Annotated in this window: 17 protein-coding genes and 3 pseudogenes; 6 read left to right on the top strand and 14 right to left on the bottom strand. The window is 50.6% G+C overall.

Annotated features, from left to right (window positions below):
• Positions 1-40 precede the first annotated feature (40 nt).
• The 5 genes and pseudogenes from tet(W) to CXIVA_RS05110 all read right to left on the bottom strand — a co-directional run.
• Positions 41-1,960, bottom strand: a complete 1,920-nt coding sequence (tet(W), locus tag CXIVA_RS05130) for a tetracycline resistance ribosomal protection protein Tet(W) (protein WP_002586627.1) — start codon at positions 1,958-1,960, stop codon at positions 41-43.
• 652 nt (positions 1,961-2,612) lie between these two features.
• Positions 2,613-2,741 (bottom strand): annotated as a pseudogene (locus CXIVA_RS13780) (Maff2 family protein); the annotation flags it as partial.
• Between the two features lie 235 nt (positions 2,742-2,976).
• A complete protein-coding gene (locus CXIVA_RS05120; RefSeq protein WP_013976942.1) occupies positions 2,977-3,702 on the bottom strand; it encodes a MerR family transcriptional regulator in 726 nt (241 codons plus the stop codon).
• Positions 3,703-3,816: 114 nt separating this feature from the next.
• Positions 3,817-4,101 carry a hypothetical protein gene (locus tag CXIVA_RS05115; RefSeq protein WP_013976941.1) on the bottom strand — a complete coding sequence of 95 codons (285 nt, stop codon included), beginning with the start codon at positions 4,099-4,101 and terminating at the stop codon, positions 3,817-3,819.
• A gap of 105 nt (positions 4,102-4,206) precedes the next feature.
• A pseudogene (locus tag CXIVA_RS05110) lies at positions 4,207-4,479 on the bottom strand (type IV secretory system conjugative DNA transfer family protein); the annotation flags it as partial.
• A gap of 143 nt (positions 4,480-4,622) precedes the next feature.
• Here CXIVA_RS05110 and CXIVA_RS05105 point away from each other — a divergent pair.
• The 5 genes from CXIVA_RS05105 to CXIVA_RS05085 all read left to right on the top strand — a co-directional run bounded on the left by CXIVA_RS05105 (position 4,623) and on the right by CXIVA_RS05085 (position 9,660).
• A complete protein-coding gene (locus CXIVA_RS05105; RefSeq protein WP_013976939.1) occupies positions 4,623-4,811 on the top strand; it encodes a helix-turn-helix domain-containing protein in 189 nt (62 codons plus the stop codon).
• Positions 4,804-5,490 (top strand): response regulator transcription factor, encoded by a 687-nt coding sequence (locus CXIVA_RS05100; RefSeq protein WP_013976938.1) that lies wholly within the window; start codon positions 4,804-4,806, stop codon positions 5,488-5,490. Before CXIVA_RS05105 ends, CXIVA_RS05100 begins: the two co-directional genes overlap by 8 nt.
• A gap of 8 nt (positions 5,491-5,498) precedes the next feature.
• Positions 5,499-6,536, top strand: a complete 1,038-nt coding sequence (locus CXIVA_RS05095; protein ID WP_041727635.1) for a HAMP domain-containing sensor histidine kinase — start codon at positions 5,499-5,501, stop codon at positions 6,534-6,536.
• A 110-nt stretch (positions 6,537-6,646) separates the two neighbouring features.
• The gene (locus CXIVA_RS05090) at positions 6,647-7,330 is read left to right on the top strand and encodes an ABC transporter ATP-binding protein (RefSeq protein WP_013976936.1); all 684 of its coding nucleotides are present in this window, start codon (positions 6,647-6,649) and stop codon (positions 7,328-7,330) included.
• The gene (locus CXIVA_RS05085) at positions 7,327-9,660 is read left to right on the top strand and encodes an ABC transporter permease (RefSeq protein ID WP_013976935.1); all 2,334 of its coding nucleotides are present in this window, start codon (positions 7,327-7,329) and stop codon (positions 9,658-9,660) included. The genes CXIVA_RS05090 and CXIVA_RS05085 overlap by 4 nt, the downstream gene beginning before the upstream one ends.
• A 96-nt stretch (positions 9,661-9,756) precedes the next feature.
• Here the strand turns inward: CXIVA_RS05085 and CXIVA_RS05080 are convergent, their stop codons facing one another.
• The 7 genes from CXIVA_RS05080 to CXIVA_RS05050 all read right to left on the bottom strand — a co-directional run bounded on the left by CXIVA_RS05080 (position 9,757) and on the right by CXIVA_RS05050 (position 16,222).
• Entirely contained in the window at positions 9,757-11,409 is a 1,653-nt protein-coding gene (locus CXIVA_RS05080) for a recombinase family protein (RefSeq protein WP_013976934.1), read from the bottom strand.
• A 71-nt stretch (positions 11,410-11,480) separates the two neighbouring features.
• Positions 11,481-11,648: a hypothetical protein gene (locus CXIVA_RS14170; protein ID WP_013976933.1), complete on the bottom strand. Its 168-nt coding sequence runs from the start codon at positions 11,646-11,648 to the stop codon at positions 11,481-11,483.
• 255 nt (positions 11,649-11,903) lie between these two features.
• Entirely contained in the window at positions 11,904-13,262 is a 1,359-nt protein-coding gene (locus CXIVA_RS05075; protein ID WP_013976932.1) for a virulence-associated E family protein, read from the bottom strand.
• On the bottom strand, positions 13,189-13,875 hold the full coding sequence (locus tag CXIVA_RS05070; RefSeq protein WP_050979255.1) for a CHC2 zinc finger domain-containing protein: 687 nt from the start codon (positions 13,873-13,875) through the stop codon (positions 13,189-13,191). Before CXIVA_RS05070 ends, CXIVA_RS05075 begins: the two co-directional genes overlap by 74 nt.
• A gap of 48 nt (positions 13,876-13,923) precedes the next feature.
• Complete coding sequence (locus CXIVA_RS05065; protein ID WP_013976930.1) at positions 13,924-15,168, bottom strand: hypothetical protein; 1,245 nt, start codon at positions 15,166-15,168, stop codon at positions 13,924-13,926.
• A 471-nt stretch (positions 15,169-15,639) separates the two neighbouring features.
• Complete coding sequence (locus CXIVA_RS05055) at positions 15,640-15,945, bottom strand: hypothetical protein (RefSeq protein ID WP_013976929.1); 306 nt, start codon at positions 15,943-15,945, stop codon at positions 15,640-15,642.
• Positions 15,929-16,222 carry a hypothetical protein gene (locus CXIVA_RS05050; protein WP_013976928.1) on the bottom strand — a complete coding sequence of 98 codons (294 nt, stop codon included), beginning with the start codon at positions 16,220-16,222 and terminating at the stop codon, positions 15,929-15,931. The genes CXIVA_RS05055 and CXIVA_RS05050 overlap by 17 nt, the downstream gene beginning before the upstream one ends.
• A gap of 387 nt (positions 16,223-16,609) precedes the next feature.
• On the opposite strand from CXIVA_RS05050, the gene CXIVA_RS05045 reads away from it, so the two are divergent.
• Positions 16,610-17,461, top strand: a complete 852-nt coding sequence (locus tag CXIVA_RS05045) for a helix-turn-helix transcriptional regulator (RefSeq protein WP_013976927.1) — start codon at positions 16,610-16,612, stop codon at positions 17,459-17,461.
• 152 nt (positions 17,462-17,613) lie between these two features.
• Here CXIVA_RS05045 and CXIVA_RS05040 read toward each other — a convergent pair.
• Together CXIVA_RS05040 and CXIVA_RS05035 are read right to left on the bottom strand one after the other, a co-directional pair.
• Positions 17,614-19,149, bottom strand: a pseudogene (locus CXIVA_RS05040) (type IV secretory system conjugative DNA transfer family protein); the annotation flags it as partial.
• A complete protein-coding gene (locus tag CXIVA_RS05035) occupies positions 19,146-19,640 on the bottom strand; it encodes a PcfB family protein (protein WP_013976925.1) in 495 nt (164 codons plus the stop codon). The pseudogene CXIVA_RS05040 and the gene CXIVA_RS05035, both read right to left, overlap by 4 nt.
• Between the last annotated feature and the right edge of the window lie 27 nt (positions 19,641-19,667).

Genomic DNA, 19,667 nt, shown 5'->3' with positions numbered 1-19,667 from the left:
CATAACTTCTGATTGTTGCCGTCTTGACGATTATGTATCTTTACATTACCTTCTGAAACATATGGCGCACCTTGTCCAGGCGGCTGTTTGGACGGCGGGGCTGGATGACCGGCTGACCGACAGCGGCCTGATATCCTTTCAGCTCTGTAAGGCATACGCTCCGCCCGTTGGTGTAAAAGGCCAGATCAGTACGGTATGCCTGTATACAGCGGGCGGGAATCTCGCCAGTAAAGACAACTTCATCCTTTTTTACCTGGGCCGTTTCGATGGTGGCACAGTATTTCGGTGCATCATGATAAGCCCTGGAAAGGTATTCCTGGGGCGCATAGAGGATGAAGGAGAGATAAGGTTCCAGCAGCTGCGTCCCCGATTCCTTCAATGCCTGTTCCAATACAATCGGGGCCAATGAGCGGAAGTCCGCCGGCGTGCTGACCGGACTGTAATAAAGCCCGTATTCAAAGCAAATCTTACAGTCCGTTACGTTCCAGCCGAACAAGCCCTGCTCCAGCCCGTAACGGATACCATCCCTGACAGCGTTTTGAAAACTCTGGTTCAAGTATCCCAGCGAAACCCGGCTCTCGTATTGTACACCGGAGCCAAGCGAGAGTGGTGTAACAGACAGTCCTATGGATGCCCAAAACGGGTTGGGCGGCACCTCGATATGGATGGTGTGGCTGGCTGCTTTGAGCGGCCGCTCCATATAAATGACGGAGGGTTCCTTTACCACTGTTTCAAGCTTGTATTTTTCCGACAGCAAAGCGGAAACAACCTCCAACTGCACCCGGCCCAAAAAAGAAAGAATGATCTCATGGGTGATGGAATCCACTTCGCAACGCAAAAGCGGGTCAGTATCCGCAAGTTGCGTAAGAGCGTCCAGCAGCCGTTCTCTTTGCGCTGCCGTTTTCGGCGCAATCGTCGTCCGCAGCATGGGGAGGGGGTCCTCGCGCCACCTTTTACGAGGGAGCCGGGTTTGGTCCCCTAATACATCGTTTAACCTCACGCTGTCGCTGGGAAGGATAACAATTTCACCCTGATAAGCGGTGTCTGTCCGAACAATTTCCCCTTTGGATGGAATACGCATCTCTGTGATTTTCAGCTTTTCTCTCCCGGCCAGGGCCACCGTATCCCGCAGGCGCAGCGTTCCGCTGTATAACCGTAGATAGACACGCCGCTGGCCGCAATCGGTGTACTCAACCTTGAAAACGCTGCCGCATAGGGCGGCGCCCCCCTGTTCCCCAATCGGTTGGAACAGCCCTGTCACCGCATCCATCAACGGTTGAATGCCAAGGCCATTTTTGGCGCTGCCATGATAGACTGGGAACAGGGAGGCGTCTTGAACCCGCTGCTGTTCCTCCCGCGCAAGTTTTTCCCGGCTGATTGGTTCTCCTGCGATATACTTTTCCAATAATTCATCGTTATTTTCGATGACCGCATCCCATGCTTCTATGTCGGTATTTTCCTCCAGGACTATTTCCGGGGACAGCGACACCGTCTGCTTGATGATAATATCGGCGGAGAGCTTATCCCGAACAGACTGAACCACGCTCTGCAAATCAACGCCAGCCTGGTCGATCTTGTTGATAAAGATAACGGTGGGAATGTTCATTTTCCGCAGGGCATGGAACAGAATACGGGTCTGGGCCTGCACGCCATCTTTAGCGGAGATCACCAAGATGGCCCCATCTAAAACAGCCAAAGAGCGGTACACCTCCGCCAAAAAATCCATGTGGCCGGGCGTATCCACAATGTTAACTTTACATCTGTGCCACTGGAAGGAAGTGACTGCCGCTTGAATGGTAATCCCACGCTGCCGCTCCAAAAACATGGTGTCCGTCCTCGTTGTCCCTTTTTCGACGCTCCCCGGTTCTGAAATGGCTCCGCTGGCATATAGCAGGCTCTCCGTCAAGGTCGTCTTTCCAGCGTCTACATGGGCAAGAATTCCAATATTGATTATTTTCATGTGATTGTCCTCCCTTTACAGCCCCAAAGGGCATAAAAATCCCCAGCAGTAAAATACTTTTACCACTGGGGATTATAAGTTGCGGACATACACATATACAGCATACACCTGTTTGTGATTGCTGTTTTTGGGGATATGTCAAAATTGATAAGGCAAAAGTATTCTTAAATTGGGTACAAAAAACTAAGCCCCTACAAAAGGAGCTATCATAATCCTTTGTTCCCACTATTTGATTATAGTTTTATTTAAGAATACCTTGCCGCATATTTTTTACTCCTTTTCTGGATTAAATCATTGTATCACATCAGTTTTAGGAAAGCAAGTACCTAAAAGAAATTTTTCTTCCCCTTATATGTAACAATCATACCGGCTTCCTAGCGTTCAGAATGTTTTCTGCTGTCTGCTGTGGTGTTTGGTTGGAATTGTCCAACCAAAAGCCGATCCGTGGTGTTGTCTGCATTTTACTAAATACAAATTCAATGTATACAGAAAGATATAAGGAGTGGGAGAGATTCCGCCGTAGTTGGCATTGTAGGAAAATCCAAAAGTTTAGATTTTCCCACAATGCTTATCTTTTGGTCTTTGGTTCGGAATAGTGTAGTGCTGGCGGTCTATCTCTTGTTTTCGGTTGCTTGCTTCCTTACCGTACATGAGCATTGGCACCGGGATTGTCGTTGCCGTATCCTTCCATCAGGTTGATCGCGCCCCAGATACCGAGACCGGCTCCGAGGGCCACGACGAGAGTCTGCAGTACCTGTACTGCACTGTTGAAAAATGCCATATCAAAGGCCTCCTTCTGTGAGATTTGCCCTTCCGGGCGGTGTGATAGAGACTGCCTGAGCGTGGCCGGTCACTCCGGATGCTCCGCTTTTTATGAATCGCCGCGATCGGCCGTGAGCCCGGGATCTTCCAGTTTTCAGACAACACAAAACGGCCCCGAAGTTTATAGCTTCAGGACCGTTCTATGTAATGGCATGATTCAGTTGTCATTTTGGCAGACGCATCTGCCGGGAGGCTTATCTGCAGTAGATCTCGATTGCCCGGGAGGCAAATGCAGACGTGCCTTCGCCGCCCATCTTGTCGATATTTGTCGTGAAATCACCGCCGCCGGCATACATCTTTCCGAGACCGCCGAGGATCTCCTTCGTGCAGGTATACATATGCTCTGTAATATAATCCTGCAGTTTCTTTACCATCGCCTGCGCTTCCTTAGATGCGGGATCCGTGTTCCGGATCTGTCCGAATTCTCCGAAGATATCGATCATTCCCTGATGGATCTTCAGATTGTCTTCCTTTGTCCGGCCTTTGGATTTCTCTTCATATTCTTTGTAGGCCGGTGTCGTGCCCCAGGAAGCTTTCGCCTGCGCGGCATACTCGTCTATTTTTCTTGTATCAAATGCATCAAATGTCAATGGTTTCACCCCCATCGCTTTTATTCCAACGGCAAGGTCGATCAGGTTCTCGATGTGTTCCTTCTTAAGCTTCAGAAGCTCGATCTGCTGCTCCAGGGCCTTACTCCTGTCAAAATCCGGACTGCTGATGATCTCCTTAATATCCTTCAGAGGGAATTCCAGTTCTCTGAAGAGAAGAATCTGTTGCAGGGTCTCCAGTGCCGCATCGTCATACAGCCGATAGCCTGCCTCCGTGTATTTTGCCGGATGAAGCAGCCCGATCTTGTCGTAATACTGCAGGGTGCGTATACTCACTCCTGTCAGTTTACTTACTTCGTTTACGGTCATCATAGTTCATCACTCCCTCGTCTTTGGTAAGGCCACTATAAACTATGACGCAACGTAGGGGTCAATACTTTTGGGGAACTTTTTTGAAAAAATGCAAAAATCAATCCCATAAAGGCTTCAGATGCTGGCAATTCCCATCAGCGCGGCATCGATCAGGCTCTCAATGACCGCAGTCCCAATCGTAATGCCCATGATACCGGCTTCGATCAAGGCCAGAAGGAAGGTCTGGCTCCAGGCCTGCTTTGTGATCGTGTAAATGAGGCAACCGGCTACAAAGAGGATCAGGCCACCGAGAATAATGGAAGAGATCTGCATTCCGACCTTCACAATGACCTTTACAAGAAGCAGGATCAGCACCACCGGTAGCAGCGCTGCTTTGAGTAATATTCTGAGTATAAACATATATCATCCCATCCTTTCCGGGTTCTTTTCTTTCATTTTTACCTATATGCTGGCGGCGGGCAAGGATGTCGCCGGTATGTAAGAGCGGCCGTTTTGAGCCGCCCATCAATCGTCTGCCTCCGGTTCTGCCGTTTCTTCCGGCACATCATCCACATCCACCACTTCATACTCTTCGCTGGCCTTCAGCTTCATTCTGTGATTGAGGAACTTCTCGATATCGAAGGTATAACGCTTATCGAAGTCAGCGGTGTACTTGTAGTTCGGGTGCTGGGTCAGATCATATTTATCCGACAGAAATGGCCTCACGCCGCGCAGCTGCAGCACGCATTTGCTGCCGTCCAGAACTGCAATCTCATCTCTGGTCATCAGTTCTTTGCCACAATGTCAAGTGGTAAATTCAAAAAAGGACAAGCACTATCAAAGAAAGCAGTCTTTCATAGTGCTTGTCCTTTTCTTATTCATGTTTTCTGCCTTGCATTGTTCGAAACGCAGAACTATAATATACTCGATGGAGGTGCGAAATGGATTATATGACATTGAAAGAGGCCGCTGAGAAATGGAGCGTGTCACCTCGTAGGGTAAATTATTATTGCGCTGGTGGTCGTATCCCCAGCGCTGTAAAGATGGCCGGTGTTTGGCTGATTCCCAAAACTGCGGAAAAGCCGATTGATGGCCGGACGAAACAGGGAAAGGAACAGAAGCATGAGTAAGATATTACTTTTGGAAGATGATTTGAGCCTGATCAACGGGCTTTCCTTTGCGTTCAAGAAGCAGGGATTTGAATTGAATATTGCCAGAACGTTGAAAGAAGCGGATGCGCTGTGGGCGGATGGCAGGTATGATTTGTTGGTACTGGATGTATCCCTGCCGGACGGCACCGGCTTTGAATTTTGCAAACGGGTGCGGCAGGTTTCCAAGGTGCCGATCATCTTTCTGACCGCTTCGGACGAAGAAACGAGTATCATTATGGGGCTGGATATGGGCGGCGACGACTATATCACCAAGCCCTTCAAGCTTGGAGTCCTGGTTTCACGGGTCAATGCCCTGCTTCGCCGTGCAAAGGATTTCAGCGCAACGGACACAGAACTGCAATCGAACGGAATCAAGGTTCTTTTGCTGCAGGGTCAGGCTTTCAAAAATGGGGAGCTGTTGGATTTGACCGCTGCTGAATACAAGCTGCTGTGCCTGTTTATGCGAAACCCCAATACGGTGCTTACCAAGGAGCAGATATTAGATAAACTGTGGGACTGCGACGGAAATTATATCGACAGCAGCACCCTCACCGTGTATATGCGGCGGCTTCGCATGAAGATTGAGGATAACCCCAGTGACCCGCAGATGCTCCTGACCGTCCGTCGCATGGGCTATAAATGGAATGTAGTAGGGTGAGGCAGCCTATGAAAATACTTGCAAATAAGGATATCAGAAATCTGTTTCTTGCGGTATCGGTTATCTGGGCAGCATCCCTCCTGCTGGCACAGGGCTTTTTATGGCTGCGCTATCAAAGGCTTTCTTTGTGCCTGCTGTTTATTTTTTTGTTGGCAGCGGCGGCTATATGGGTGGTTTGCTGCTCCTATTTCAAAAAGCAGAATAAGATCATGGAACAGGCGGTATCCCAGATCAATGTGTATCTTGACGGGGATAGCAACGCACGTATTGAATGCGACAGTGAGGGGGAGCTATATCGGCTGTTCCATTCCGTCAATTCCCTGGCGGCGGTTTTGAACGCCCACGCAGATAACGAGCTTCGGGAAAAGGAATTTTTGAAAAATACGATCTCCGATATTTCCCACCAGCTGAAAACACCGCTGGCGGCACTGAATATTTATAATGGCCTGCTTCATGAGGAAGATATAGAAGCGTCCTCCGTGAAAGAATTTGCTGACCTGTCTGAGCAGGAGCTTGACCGCATGGAAACGCTGGTGCAGAGCCTGCTGAAGATCACAAGGCTGGACGCCGGTTCCGTCACGCTGGAAAAGGGGGCCGAGAATGTGGCGGATATGCTGCGGGATGTTGAGCTGCATTTCGCATACCGGGCCAAACAGGAGCATAAAGAACTTGTCCTGTCCGGCCCGGAGGAGGTCCTTCTTTTCTGCGACCGCGACTGGCTGACCGAGGCCATTGACAACATCGTGAAAAACGCCCTCGACCATACGGAGAGCGGCGACGCGGTTCATATTACATGGAAAGCTTTGCCCAATGCCGTTCAGATCGCCGTAAAGGACAACGGCTGCGGCATCCATCCGGAGGACCTGCACCATATTTTCAAGCGGTTCTACCGCAGCCGCTTTTCCCAGGACAAGCAGGGCATCGGGCTGGGCCTGCCGCTGGCAAAGACCATCGTGGAAGCCCATAGCGGCACGATTGAGGTGGACAGTGAACTTGGAAAAGGCACGACCTTCACCATGAATTTTTTAATTCCTACAAAATTGTAGGCTGAGTGTAGGGTTACAGTAATATTTCGGTGCTATCCTTTCCTCATAGGCAGGAAAAACAAAAGCAGCCCGCCTATTTCGCAAAACATGAAGAAAGAGGTATATGCACGATGAATTTATTAGAGGTCAAAAACATTTGTAAGACCTATGGCAGCGGAGAAACCGCAGTCAAGGCTTTGAAGGATGTCAGTTTTTCCGTTCCCAAGGGGGAATATGTGGCCGTCGTGGGGGAATCCGGTTCCGGCAAAAGTACGCTGCTGAACATGATCGGCGCGCTGGACACGCCCACGACCGGCAAGGTGCTGATCGACGGTAAGGACATTTTTGCCATGGACGAGCGCAAGCTGACGGTATTCCGCCGCAGGAACATTGGCTTTATCTTTCAGGCGTTTAACCTTGTGCCGGAGTTAACGGTGGAGCAGAACATAATCTTCCCGGTGCTGCTGGACTACCAGAAGCCGGATAAGAAATATCTGGAAGAACTTCTTGCGGTACTGAACCTGAAAGAGCGCCGGAACCATCTGCCCAGCCAGCTCTCCGGCGGACAGCAGCAGCGTGTGGCGATTGGCCGTGCGCTCATTACCCGGCCAGCCCTGATCCTGGCTGACGAGCCGACCGGCAATCTGGACACCCAGAACAGCAGCGAGGTCATTGCCCTGCTGAAAGAAGCATCCAAAAAGTATGAGCAGACGATTATTATGATTACCCACAACCGTAGTATCGCGCAAACGGCTGACCGGGTATTGCAGGTATCGGACGGTAACCTCACCGATTTTGGGAGGTGCCGGGAATGAAAAGCTATTTAAGCCTTGTGCCGATCTCTGCAAAGGTGCGGAAACGGCAGAATCGGATGACCATTCTGTGTGTCATTATTTCGATATTTCTGGTGACAGCAATTTTTAGCGTGGCGGATATGATGATTCGAACCCAAAGCGACCGAATGACCGGCAAAAACGGAAGTTGGCACATAGAGTTGGACGGCATTTCTCAAGAAACAGCCCTGAAAATTGCGGAGCGGGATGATGTGGTTTCGATTGGTGCAGTTACGATATTTAACCCGGACGGAGAACTGCCCTACCGCATGGACGGAAAAAGGGTTGTACTTTATGGTATTGATGAATCCTATCTGACAATGAATTCAACTGGTGCCGCCGAAGGACGCTTTCCGCAGGGAATGGGCGAAATCATGCTCAGCAGCAATGCAGCGCGTGTCCTTCAAGTTGCAGTTGGGGACACTGTTACACTACGTACGCCGTCCGGAGACTGGGATTTTACAGTGTCCGGTTTGGGCGGTGTGGAGGAAAGCTACTATTCCGGGCAATATTCTTTGATGGATGCCTACCTGCCGCGCACAGCATTTGCAGCGCTGATGGAGCAGAACAACGTCCATAATCTTCAAACGTCATATTATGTCCAGTTTACCAGCGCGTCTAAGGCAGCTAAAGCAATCCCGGAACTGACGGCACAGCATAACCTGCCGGAAAATGCTGTCTCAGAAAACACCGGTGTGATGGCTATCGCCGGACAAAGCGATAGCAGCGCCGCAAAAAATGTTTACAGCCTTGCCGCAGTTCTGTTTGTGCTGGTTCTTCTGGCAGGTGTACTGATGATCTCCGGCAGCATGAACAGCAATCTGGCACAACGAATCCAGTTCTTCGGAATGATGCGCTGTATCGGCATGAGCAAATCTCAAATTATCCGATTTGTCCGTTTAGAAGCGCTTAACTGGTGCAAAACGGCTGTGCCCGTAGGCGTTCTGCTTGGCACACTTGCCAGCTGGAGCATTTGCGCGGCGCTGCATTATGGCATCGGTGGCGAGTTTTCCACAACACCGGTTTTTCAAATCAGTCCTGTAGGTTTAGTCAGTGGCATCGTGGTCGGTATCGTGACCGTCCTGCTGGCGGCAGAGTCACCGGCGCGACGGGCGGCACGGGTCTCACCTGTGGCGGCGGTCTCCGGCACGGGAGAGAATCTTTCCGCTTCGCGTCATGCTTCAAACTATAGCTTTGGAAAAATCGAGTTGTCGTTGGGAGCCCATCACGCCATTGCCGGTAAAAAGAACCTGTTTTTAATGACATCTTCTTTTGCACTCAGTATTGTTTTGGTGCTCTGCTTTTCTGTACTGCTTAAATTTGCCGGCTTGCTTTTGCCCGGTCAAGCTCCGTGGCAGCCGGATATTCTCTTGAACGGGTACGGAAACGAACAGGTATTGTCCCGCAGTATGGCAGAACAGCTGCGTGCGATTCCGGGTGTTGGGTATGTCTGGGGCGCAACCGGTCTTACCAACACTCCTGCCAGCAGTCCGCAGAAAGAGGTAGAGCATGTGGTGCTGGGTTCCTACGATGATTTTATGATGGAAAAAAGCAGGGATCTCGTTGTAGCAGGCAGGATGGCCGATCAGGCAGCCAGCAGCAACGAAGTCATGACGATCTATAATAAAAACAACCCGTTGAAGGTTGGAGATACCGTTTATATAAGCGGAAGAGACCTTACCATTGTGGGGGCTTTTTCGGAGGGAATGTTCCCGGATGATGTTACAGTCATCTGCCCACAGGCGCTATTTGACCGTCTGGTCGGAGCGCAGAACTATAATATGATCGGCGTTTTGCTGAACGATTCAGCAACAGAGCAGACTGTAATGCAAATTGCCCACCTTGCAACAGACGAGATCATTGTATCGGATGTGCGAGAGCGTAATTCGCAGGAAGCTGCTACCTATCTGGCTTCCAGAATTGTCGTATATGGTTTTCTGGCGATTATTGGACTGATTTCTCTTTTTAATATTGTCAACAGCATTTCGATGAGCGTTTCTGCCCGTACAAAGCAGTATGGCGTCATGCGTGCAATTGGAATGGATGGCAGTCAGCTTACTCGGATGGTTGCTGCGGAAGCCTTTACCTATGCTGTTTCCGGGCTGATTGTCGGCTGTATTGCCGGTCTGCTGCTGAGCCGTATGCTGTACGCTCGACTCATTACACGCTATTTTGGCATGACATGGCATCTGCCAGGAATGACGCTCTGCCTTATCATTCTATTCGTATTTGCTGCCGCAGCTCTTGCGGTTCATGCCCCAGCGAAGCGGATTCGAAACATGGCAATTACTGAAACAATCAATGAATTATAATTGCAATCCACTTTGGAAAATTTAATGTAACATCTGCCGGACGACGGCAAAGAAAAAATCCCCATCCCTCATTGATTGAGAGATGGGGATCACTGATTATTCTGTAATCTCCGGGATTTCTCCGACAAAGTTATAAATGATCCTGACTTCCTGCACTTTCTGTCCGTCAATCTTCTTGACTTCACCCACCAGAATCTTGCTGATGAGCCGGTTCAGCACCGCCTCGTCCAGTTCTTCAATGGCGGCGTAGCGCCGGATTTCCCGGATAAAGGTGCGGACTTCGCTTTCCTGTTCGTCAGAGTGTCGCATCATCAACATCAGGTCTTGCAGGCGCTTCTGGTTGGCTTCCTGCTCCTGTTCCAGCGCCGCCGTCAGCTTCATAAAACGCTGCTCGGTCAGTATCCCTTTAGCCTTATCGGTGTAAAGGCTCAGGAACATCCCGTCAATCTCCTGATTTCTGGCTTCCAGCCGCTGGCGTTCTTTCTGCGTCTGGGAAGCGTCTATCAGATACCGGCGCTCCATCCGGCTGCTCAGTCGCTGATAAAATGCGTCGGCATCTTTGAGAGCCTGTGCCGCCAGTTCCTGAATGTCCTTCAGAACAAGGTCATACAAATCCCTTGCCTCGATCTTATGGCTGGTGCAGGCGTTCTTGCCCAGCCGGTTGTAGGTCTGGCAGATATAATACGCCTTGTCAATCGGCTCCCGCATCTCGCCGGTAAAACGGTTTTTTCCGGTTCTGCCCACCTTTTCATACCGCACCTGCATGGACTTTCCGCAGGTAGCACAGTAAATGATACCGTGGAACAGGTTATAGAAGGGACAGGAGTTGCCTTTCATAATGGTAGGTCTGCGGTCAATGATTGACTGCACCTGCTCCCATTCTTCCGGGGAAACGATTGCTTCATGGCAATCCTCAATGATTTCCCAGTCCTCACGGGGGATAATGTCATAGGTGTTGGAACGAATCCCTTTCTGATGTGTCCGGCAGACCAGATGTGCGCCCTTATAGAATGGGTTTCGCAGGATATGACTGATCCTTGCACCGCCCCACGCATAATAGTTGACGTCACATTCCGTATTGCTCTTTACCCTCGTGATAGGAACCTTGTCATCCATGAGCTGCTTTGCGATCCGCATACAGCCCCAGCCGTCCAGCGCCATGTCATAGATTTTTCGGATCACCGGCGCCGTCTCCGGGTCAAGGATCAAATGCCCCCGGTCATCCGGGTCACGCATCAATCCGAGAGGCGGCTGCCCACCACAAAACTTTCCCTGCCGGGAACGGGTCATACGCCCCGCCAGCACCTTTTTGGAAATATCCCGGCTGTACATATCATTCAGGATATTCTTAAAGGGCGTGATGTCCATTTCCTGGCGGGTCAGGCTGTCAACTCCGTCTGTAATGGCGATATATCGTACATTGTGTTTGGGGAAAAAGATTTCGATATAGCTGCCGGCCTCGATATAATTTCTGCCCAGTCTGGACAGGTCTTTTGTGATGACACAGCCAATCTTTCCCGCCTCAATATCAGCAATCATACGCTGAAAGGAAGGGCGGTTGAAGTTGCGGCCTGTATAACCGTCATCCACATAATACTCATACTGGAACATCCCGTTTTTTTCGGCAAAGTCCCGGAGCATAAGTTTCTGGTTGCTAATGCTCATGCTCTCATTATCGCTGCCATCGTCCAGAGAGATACGGCAGTAAAGCGCTGTGATTTTTTGATTGACTTGTTTTTTCCTGCTCATAGTGTTCTCCTTCTATGAACAGGGACACGATACCATTATAATACCATGTCCCCGTTCCTGATTCAACCGCTTTACGCCGCTTTTTGTGCCATTTCCCGATGTTCTAACCATTCCTCGAAGTGTTCGCAGGTCTGGCGCTCGATCAGCTGCTCAAAGGCTTCCCGCATGGTTTTGTCCCCGGAAAACTCCCGAACCACCACGAACCGGACTTTTTTATTCTGCTTCTTGTTTTTCTCCATAGGCTACCTCCATAGTGTGACAGTCCAGATAACCGTGTGCCGGCAACGAAGTCCGGCAACCAGCCTATAAAAACCTGTAAATGAATATCTGACTGTCAATCTTTGCTTGATAAGTTTTCTTGTAAAATCTCGTTGCTTTCGTTGCCGGACAGAAAATACTTGTGAAAAATCCTTTATTTATGGGCTTTTTCTATATCAAAACCATAGATTTGCCAGCAACGAACCCGGCAACCAACTGGCAACAGACCATCATTCTCAGGCAATCCACTCCTTCGGAAGTTCCAGCTGGCTGCATTCTTCCTCGCTCAGTTCCACAAATCCGCCTTCGTTGTCGGACAGTTCGTTGTCGAAATTGTCACATTCCCAACCCTTTTGCCTGCCGTACCCGGCGAACATCCTGGGATTGGAGAAAGGCTTCCAGCCGGTCACGACTGTGTTCATGATCTCGTTGATATTGTGCAGCTGCCACCGCTTCGGCTGGTCAAAGGTATGCCCCAGCGCCTCCTTGAACAGCTGCTTGGAACAGACCATGTTCCCAGTGTAGTGTTCCAGAAAGCCCTGTATCTGCCCGGCCTCCGTATCCTCCGGCATGAAGTCCTTCTGCACCTCCACCAGCTGACGCTGGATGCTCTTGCTGAATTTCATGGAATACTGTCCGCTGCGGTAAATGGTCATGGCTTCTGCCCACACCTGCAAAAGATAGGCTCTGGAAGCATCCTCGTCCTCCAAAATATGAACCTCCGCATTCTCCGAGTAAATCATGATTGGGAGAAAGCGCCGGTTCCCGGCCCGATCCAGCGGCAGGAAGTCCAATGTGTTGGAAGAACCGCCGAACACACACTGCCGCAGCCGGTCTTTGGGCTGGGATTCATAAGGCGTTCGGTAGGTTTCCTTCTGTCGGCTGATAAAGGAGCGAATTTCTTCAATGCTCTTTGCGCTGCTGGTGGCAAGCATTTCCGACATCTCGATGATCCAGTGGCCTTGCAGCTTCTGGAACACCCGGTCATCGTCCAGCTTTTTCAGGTCATCGGAAAACCACTCGTCCCGGATTGCCAGCAGGCGGAAGAAAGTGGACTTCCCGGCACCTTGGCCGCCTACCAGACAGAGCATTTCCTCATATTTGGAACCGGGACGGAATACCCGGCGGATAGCGCCCAGCAGGAAGTGTTTCAGCATTTCTTCCACATAGTCGCTTTCATCAGCGCCAAGAAAGTGGTGCAGGCAGGAACGGATGCGGGGTGTCCCGTCCCAGACAAGGCTGTTCAGCACATCCTGAATCGGGTGATAGCAATTTTCGTTTGCTACAATGGAAAGTGCAGCTGTGATCTTTTTCTCACTGGTCAGCTCGTAGTTCTGCTCAAAATAGAGGAGAAGATATTTCACATCGGTATCTGTTAAGGCGCTGGTGTTCCTGCGCCAGCCCAAATCCCGTACAATGTCCACCCGGTCGGTCAGGAGATTTAACCGGATAGCATCCCGCAGGAGCGGATCACAGCAGAACACGATCCGGCAGTTGTCGATGGTATTGGCGGTTTTTCCCTTATCGGTGACAGAAAGGCTCTCCCGCACATCTTGGGCGCTCTGTTCCGGCGCTATGGCCTCGGCTGCGCTCATCACAGCCTGCCGGGTGGCTGGCGGTAAATTCTGATATTCGCTGCTCAATTTTCTTCACCTCTTTTCCATACTCAGCAACCACGGAAGCACGTTCTTCTATGCTGTCAGACAGGAGAATATCCAGCAGATATTCGATATATGGCTGCCTGTGCAGAGCCTCCACAAACAGGGGATGCCAGTCATCCTCCGGCTGTTTGGGAGCATATTCTTCTTTCCAGCGTTCCAGCAGACGCAGGTAATCGCACAGCACCCGAAAACATTTCTGCTCTGCCTGCCGGTATCGCACTTCCTCGCTGATTTTTCTTTTGATGATTGTCTTTCGTGGCGGACCATGACCTTTGCTGTCAAGACTGACAGAGAAATCCTCTGCCAGCTTCAAGGCAGCTTCCTTACTGCCCAGTCCAAAGAGGCGGGAAGTGAAATCAATCACATCTCCGTCCCCCTGACAGGCAAAGCAATGGAACCGCCTGTCCACCTTCATGCTGGGATGTCTGTCATCGTGAAAAGGACAACAGGCCATCCCGTTCCGTCCTACTGGAATCCCATAAAATTCCGCAGCCTGTCTTGTCGTGACAGACTGCTTTACTGTTTCAAATACATTCGATTTCCCCACCTCCAAACAAAACAAAAGGCACCCGGTTTCCTCAGAAAATCAGATGCCTTACAACTCCATATCCTGTTTTTTTGTCGGGGCGATCCGCCCCTCACGTTCCCATCGCTCCCGGTTCTTCCGGTCAGCGTCCAATTTGCCTTTCGCCAGCTTCTCTTTGATGGATTCTCTGGCTTTTTTCTTAATCTGCTCTTTGCCAGCCTGCTTGACCTCCGGCTTCAGCAGCACAGCCTGCACCTTTTTGAGAATCTTTTCTGCGGACTGCTGTAATTTTTCCCGTGCCCTTCCCAGTAGGGTATTTGCAATCTTCACCACTTCCGGCGAATTTTTTGCATTGGGGGATACCACGCTCTTTCGGTATTTCTCGATCACTTCCAAATCCTCAAGCTGGGTCTGTTCCCGTACCTTGTCTGTCACGACCTCCACTGCCTTGTCATAGGCCACATCGGAAACATCCTCCAACAGCGTCTCCACATCCTCGATTTTGAGCGTCAGTTCTTCCAGCTTTTGCTCCTGCGCCGCCATCTGTTCTTTCTGCTTCATCAGGATATAATCCTGCTTTTCCAGATAGTCACGCCCACCATAGGACGGCTCCTGTTCCAGATGAAGTCCATGCCGTTTGGCAATGTCAAACAGGATTGTCCGGCAGACTGCATCGAAAGTCTGTTTCCGGTTATTGTGCTTTCCTTTGGGCTGCTCCGGTTTTGGGAGAGGGATACCCAGTTCCTCCAGCGCCTTTTCCTGCTGGGGACACAATTCTCCATACCGATTTTCACAGTCGAACACATGGCGCTCGTGAATATGCGGTGTTCCCTCATCCAGATGGAGCGCCCAGTCTAAAATGTGGATATGAGAACCGAAACGGCGCTCAAATTCTTCATAAAATTCACTGACGATGAGCGCCAGCGTTTCCGGTGAGACGGATTCCTCTATCGTGCCGATCTGGTAGATGCTTTCTTCCGGACAGGTCTTGTTATTTTTCAAGAGGTCATCCACAGTACGGTTGCGCTCAATATGCCGGGTTTTCTCATTCCGGGCGTTCTGGGCATTTACATGGTCGGCATAATGCTCGTAGTAATACATCCGCTCAATTTCCTCAAAGCTGAAATCCGGCTGCTCCGGGTTATCCCGAAAGTCGTGGGTGGTAAATCCCCGGTAGCAGTCCCAGTACACATTTTGTCTGGCACGCTCAGCGTCAATGTGTTCGCTGTTTTCTACATCGAACCGGCGGTCATTGTGACGGGGATTGTAAGTGCCATGCTTCCCGGAGCGCCCATTGTGCCTTGTTAATTTCAAACATTTTTCCTCCTTCCTGCAAAGCTGTTCCGGGCTGGGGAGGGCGGCGAAGCCGCCAAACCTGCGGAATTTTGCGTCAGGTAATACCCAGTACAAGTTGACGCAGGCATCAACTTTCCCTGGGCAAGGCGTTTCACCCTTGACCCGATGGGACTGCCGCCCTCAACCCGCCAAGGCACTTCGTCCTTGACCCGATAATGGCTGCCGCCCTTAACCTGCCAATGGGCGTTGCCCCTTGACCCCAGCAGTGCGCTGCCGCCCCTGCACCCAGCCACAAAGGGATTGCATCCCTCTGTACTCCTGCACCGGAAAAACCGGCATCCACCGCTGATACGGTGTCCGCCAGCTTTTCCGGCTCCGTATCCATACATCTGCACCAATCGCAGGAAGTGGATACGGAATACGCCTGCGGGGATTACCGTTCAAAATACTGGGTGCAGACCCGGTATTTTTTGGTAAATCGCCCTCATTTCAAGCAATTTTTTCTTCTGTCTGTATGACTTGAAAGCCATGTTCCTTTGCGTACTCCCTTGCAGCCGCCAGCCGTTCTTCACTGTACGGCGGCACCAGCCGGATAGAAAGGCGGGATTTGTCCAGCACATAGGTCGCGCTGCCTTCCGGTGTGCTGCGCTCCAACCTACACAATAGCGGATACTTCCTACTGAAATCTTCCAGCCTGCGTTTTAAGCTGGCGTTGAAGGTGTAAATACTGGCAATGTTCTCGCCCTCGTTCCAGTTGATGATGGTTTCTTTTTCATATTTAGACAGCTTCCTCATACAGTTCCTCCTCATAATCGGTGTTTGCTTTCAGCACACGCAGGCGGTGCTTGATCCGGTAATACTCATCCATCTCCATGCGTAGGCAGTGATAGAAGCTGTCGTACCAGCTTTCGTCTGTCTCTGCCTCAATTTTCCTGGTCAGATGAAGCATCTGCCCTTTAGCCTCCGGGTCAACGGTCAGCGCTGTCAGCCATTTCAGCCTTGTCACTGTGTTGTGATGGCTGGGGCAGGCGTAAGCGTAAAGAATTTTCTTTTCCTTCATATTCAGTTTCATAATGATCTACCTCCATTCATTTGCTGCGGTGCGGTATGCCCCGCATGGTTTACTTTTCTATCTGCCGGTCTGTCTGCAAGCCGCTCCTGCCCGGATTTTCTCCCGGCGTATTGTCCTCTTTGGTGCGCTCCCGTCGTCACAAAATCCATGATTTTGCGGGAACCCTTTTATCGCGTCACTTCCCCGGAGGTCATACCCCTTGCAGCCGGTCATTCGATTTTCAAGGTTCTGTGTCTCCTGACAAGAACCAGTTTACCGAAAAAAGGGGGCTGCTCCCGTATGTCCAAGACGTTGGAATAGCGCACAAAAACCGCATATTTCCACGCTCTCGGAAACGTGCTATAATGAAAAAAATATTGAAAAATGTTGACGAGAGGGGGTGCTTTGATGTACACAAAACTGTCAATCCCGGAACGGCTCAAAGACCTGCGGGTGGTGGATAAGCACCTGACACTGGAACAGCTGGCAGAACAAACCGGCCTGTCCAAGTCGGCGCTGGGGAAATATGAGGGCGATGACTACAAGGACATCAGCCCATTTGCGATTGCAACGCTGGCAGAGTTTTACGGCGTGTCCACCGACTATCTGATGGGGCTGTCGGAAAATAAGACCATCCCTAATTCTGATCTCCAGTCGCTCCATTTGAGCGATGAAATGATTGAGCTATTAAGAAGCGGCAGGATCAACAACCGTCTGCTCTGCGAGCTTGCCACCCATGAAGGTTTTCCCCGGCTCATGACGGACATTACCGTTATCGTTGACCGTATCGCCGGTATGCGTGTCAGCCAGATGAATCTGGAACTGGAAGCTGCCCGGCAGAGCGTCATGGAAAGCTATGCGCCGGGAGACGATGACCTTTATATGCGAACCCTTGAAGTCGCACAGATAGACGGAGAGGATTATTTCAATCACATCGTCCATAAAGACATTGACAAGATCGTAAAAGACATCCAAACAGCACACACAAACGACGCTACCACCGCTGATGAACGGCAGGAAACCGTAGCCGAAGTCCGGCAAAAGTTTGAAAAGCTTGTGCAGACGGGAACCAGCGGAGAGGAAGCCTTTATTCAGGTTTTCTGCGACCAGATGGAAATTCCTTATGAGAAACTGACTTCTGCGGAATTTACTGCCTTTTTGGGAATCCTCAGAAAATCCAAAAAAGCAAAACGAACTAAAAGTATGCGGGGAAAGGGCAGCCCAATTCCTCCCAACCGGAATGGCAGACAGAAGCGTTAATAAAAGAACCACCCGCTGGGTAATCCAGTGAGTGGCTCAAAAAAGATATGCTGTTATTTCTGACAGACATCCTACCTTTTTCAGAATCCAGCTGATCGTGTCCCTGTTCATGTAAAATTCAAGGCAACTGAACTCTTCATCAACAAGTATGGCATATCCTTGCCAAGCTTCTGATAGTTGGTTCCGTAGCTGGGACTGTTGCCTCGTGTGTCCGAGGTATTGAAGGTATCGATCGTTTCCTTGCCCAGAGCTTCCGAAAGATCTTTCAGGGTCGTCGGTTCGGAACCGCCTAGGAAGACCTGCGAATCCATGTTGCCGATGATGGTATCGGCGTTATCCTTGTAGATGGCTTTCAGCTGCGACTTGGCCTGCAGTACCAGACATGCGCTGATCTCTCGGCTTCGGATCGTCGCGACCAGCTTTTCCAGGTTAGGAATCTGGCCGATATTGGCGGCCTCATCGATCAGACACCGGACGTGGACCGGAAGCCTGCCGCCGTACACATCATCTGCCTTTTCACAGAGCAGGTTAAATAGCTGTGTATAGATCATACTGATCAGGAAGTTGAAGGATCCATCCGTATCCGACATCATCAGGAACAGAGCAGTCTTCTGGTCACCCAAGGTATCCAGCTCCAGTTCATCGTACATCGTGATCTCCCGGACCTCCTGAATATCAAAAGGTGCAAGCCTTGCGCCGGCACTCACCAAGATGCTTTTGAGGGTCTTGCCGGCTGCCAGTTTGAACTTGGCATATTGGCGTACTGCAAAGTGATCCGGATTCTTTTTCTTCAGTGCTTCAAACATGAGATCCACCGGATTCTGGTACTCTTCGTCATCCTCGCGGACCTCCATGGCGTTAATGAACTCGATCAGGGTGGCGAAGTTCTGCTCCTCGACCGGTGCTTCATAGTGGATATAGCCGATCAGAGCACAGTACAACAACGTTTCTGCCTTGTCCCAGAACGGATCGCTGCCTTTACCTTCCCCTTTGGTGTTAGCCATCAGTGTTGTGACCAGCTTCAGGATATCCTTCTCGCTGTGCACATAGGCGAACGGATTGTAATGCATCGACTTCTGAAAATTGATCGTATTGAATATCTTGATCCGGTATTTTGCCCGCACAAACGCATGGCCCACCTCAATAAGGGTCGTACCTTTCGGATCGGTCAAAACGTAGGAACTGTGGAGCTGGAGCAAATTGGGTTTGATCCAGAAACGTGTCTTGCCGCTGCCGGATCCGCCGACGATCAGGACATTCTTATTCCTGGCATTGGCTGGATTCTTCGGCCGGTTGCTCATCATCAGCCGCTCGGTCCGAGTAAGGATCACGTTATTCTCGAACTTCGGATCCATGAACGGCTCGATATCCGCATGGGTTCCCCAGCGGGCTGATCCGTACTCCACATTGTGCTTATAATTCTTCTTGTTCTGACTCTTGATGAAGACGGCAAGCCTGAGGCCTGCCCCGCCGATCAGGCCAAAGAGAAGATCTACCGGATAGAAACTCGGCAGGGGATTTCCGAATGCAATGCCGATCGTCGAAAAGAAGGACAGCACCTTTGCGGAATAGTCCGTGCCTTCCGCCAGTCTCCAGGCCTCACCGATATTCGTACAGATGAGGCCGAAGATGACGTAAGGGAGAGAAAGGATCATTGTCTTCTTCAGACGTTTTGTATCTACCTTCATCGGTTCAGATCCCTCTCTTTCTCCTTTGTCCTGGTCTTGACCGGAAGCGCCTTCACATAGGCCTTCAGCTTCGCCAGCTGCTTCAGCACGCTTGGAGCTTTCTGCCTTTTCAGGACCTCTGCGGAATAGGCATTGAAAGCGGCTGTCATGGCGTCGGCATCCCTGGCCTTGAAGAAGCAGAGATACTTCGGAACATCGCCAGACTTGTCTTTGGTTATGGCATAGTCCACGCCGTAGGTCCTGGCGTATTTTTCAAATCCTTTCAGGTCTGTCTTGGCGATATCAATACTGCTGACGCCCTGGTTCTGCCCAATCAGCTGCTTTACCGTCTGCTTTCCTGTCGGTTTCTGGCTTTTTCTGGCGGATCTCGCTGCTGCCCGCTGTTTGCGCCGCTCTTCAAATTTGTGATAACCGGAGATCAGTGCCCTGGCAGTCAGTCTTGTCGTTGTGATCATCAGGTTCACGGTCCTGTTTTCTATCTCTTCCTGCAAGAATCACCACCTCCATTCGTTATATTT

The sequence above is a fragment of the Clostridium sp. SY8519 genome, from assembly GCF_000270305.1.
GTDB lineage: Bacteria > Bacillota > Clostridia > Lachnospirales > Lachnospiraceae > SY8519.
This window is presented reverse-complemented; position numbering and strand designations above follow the sequence as displayed.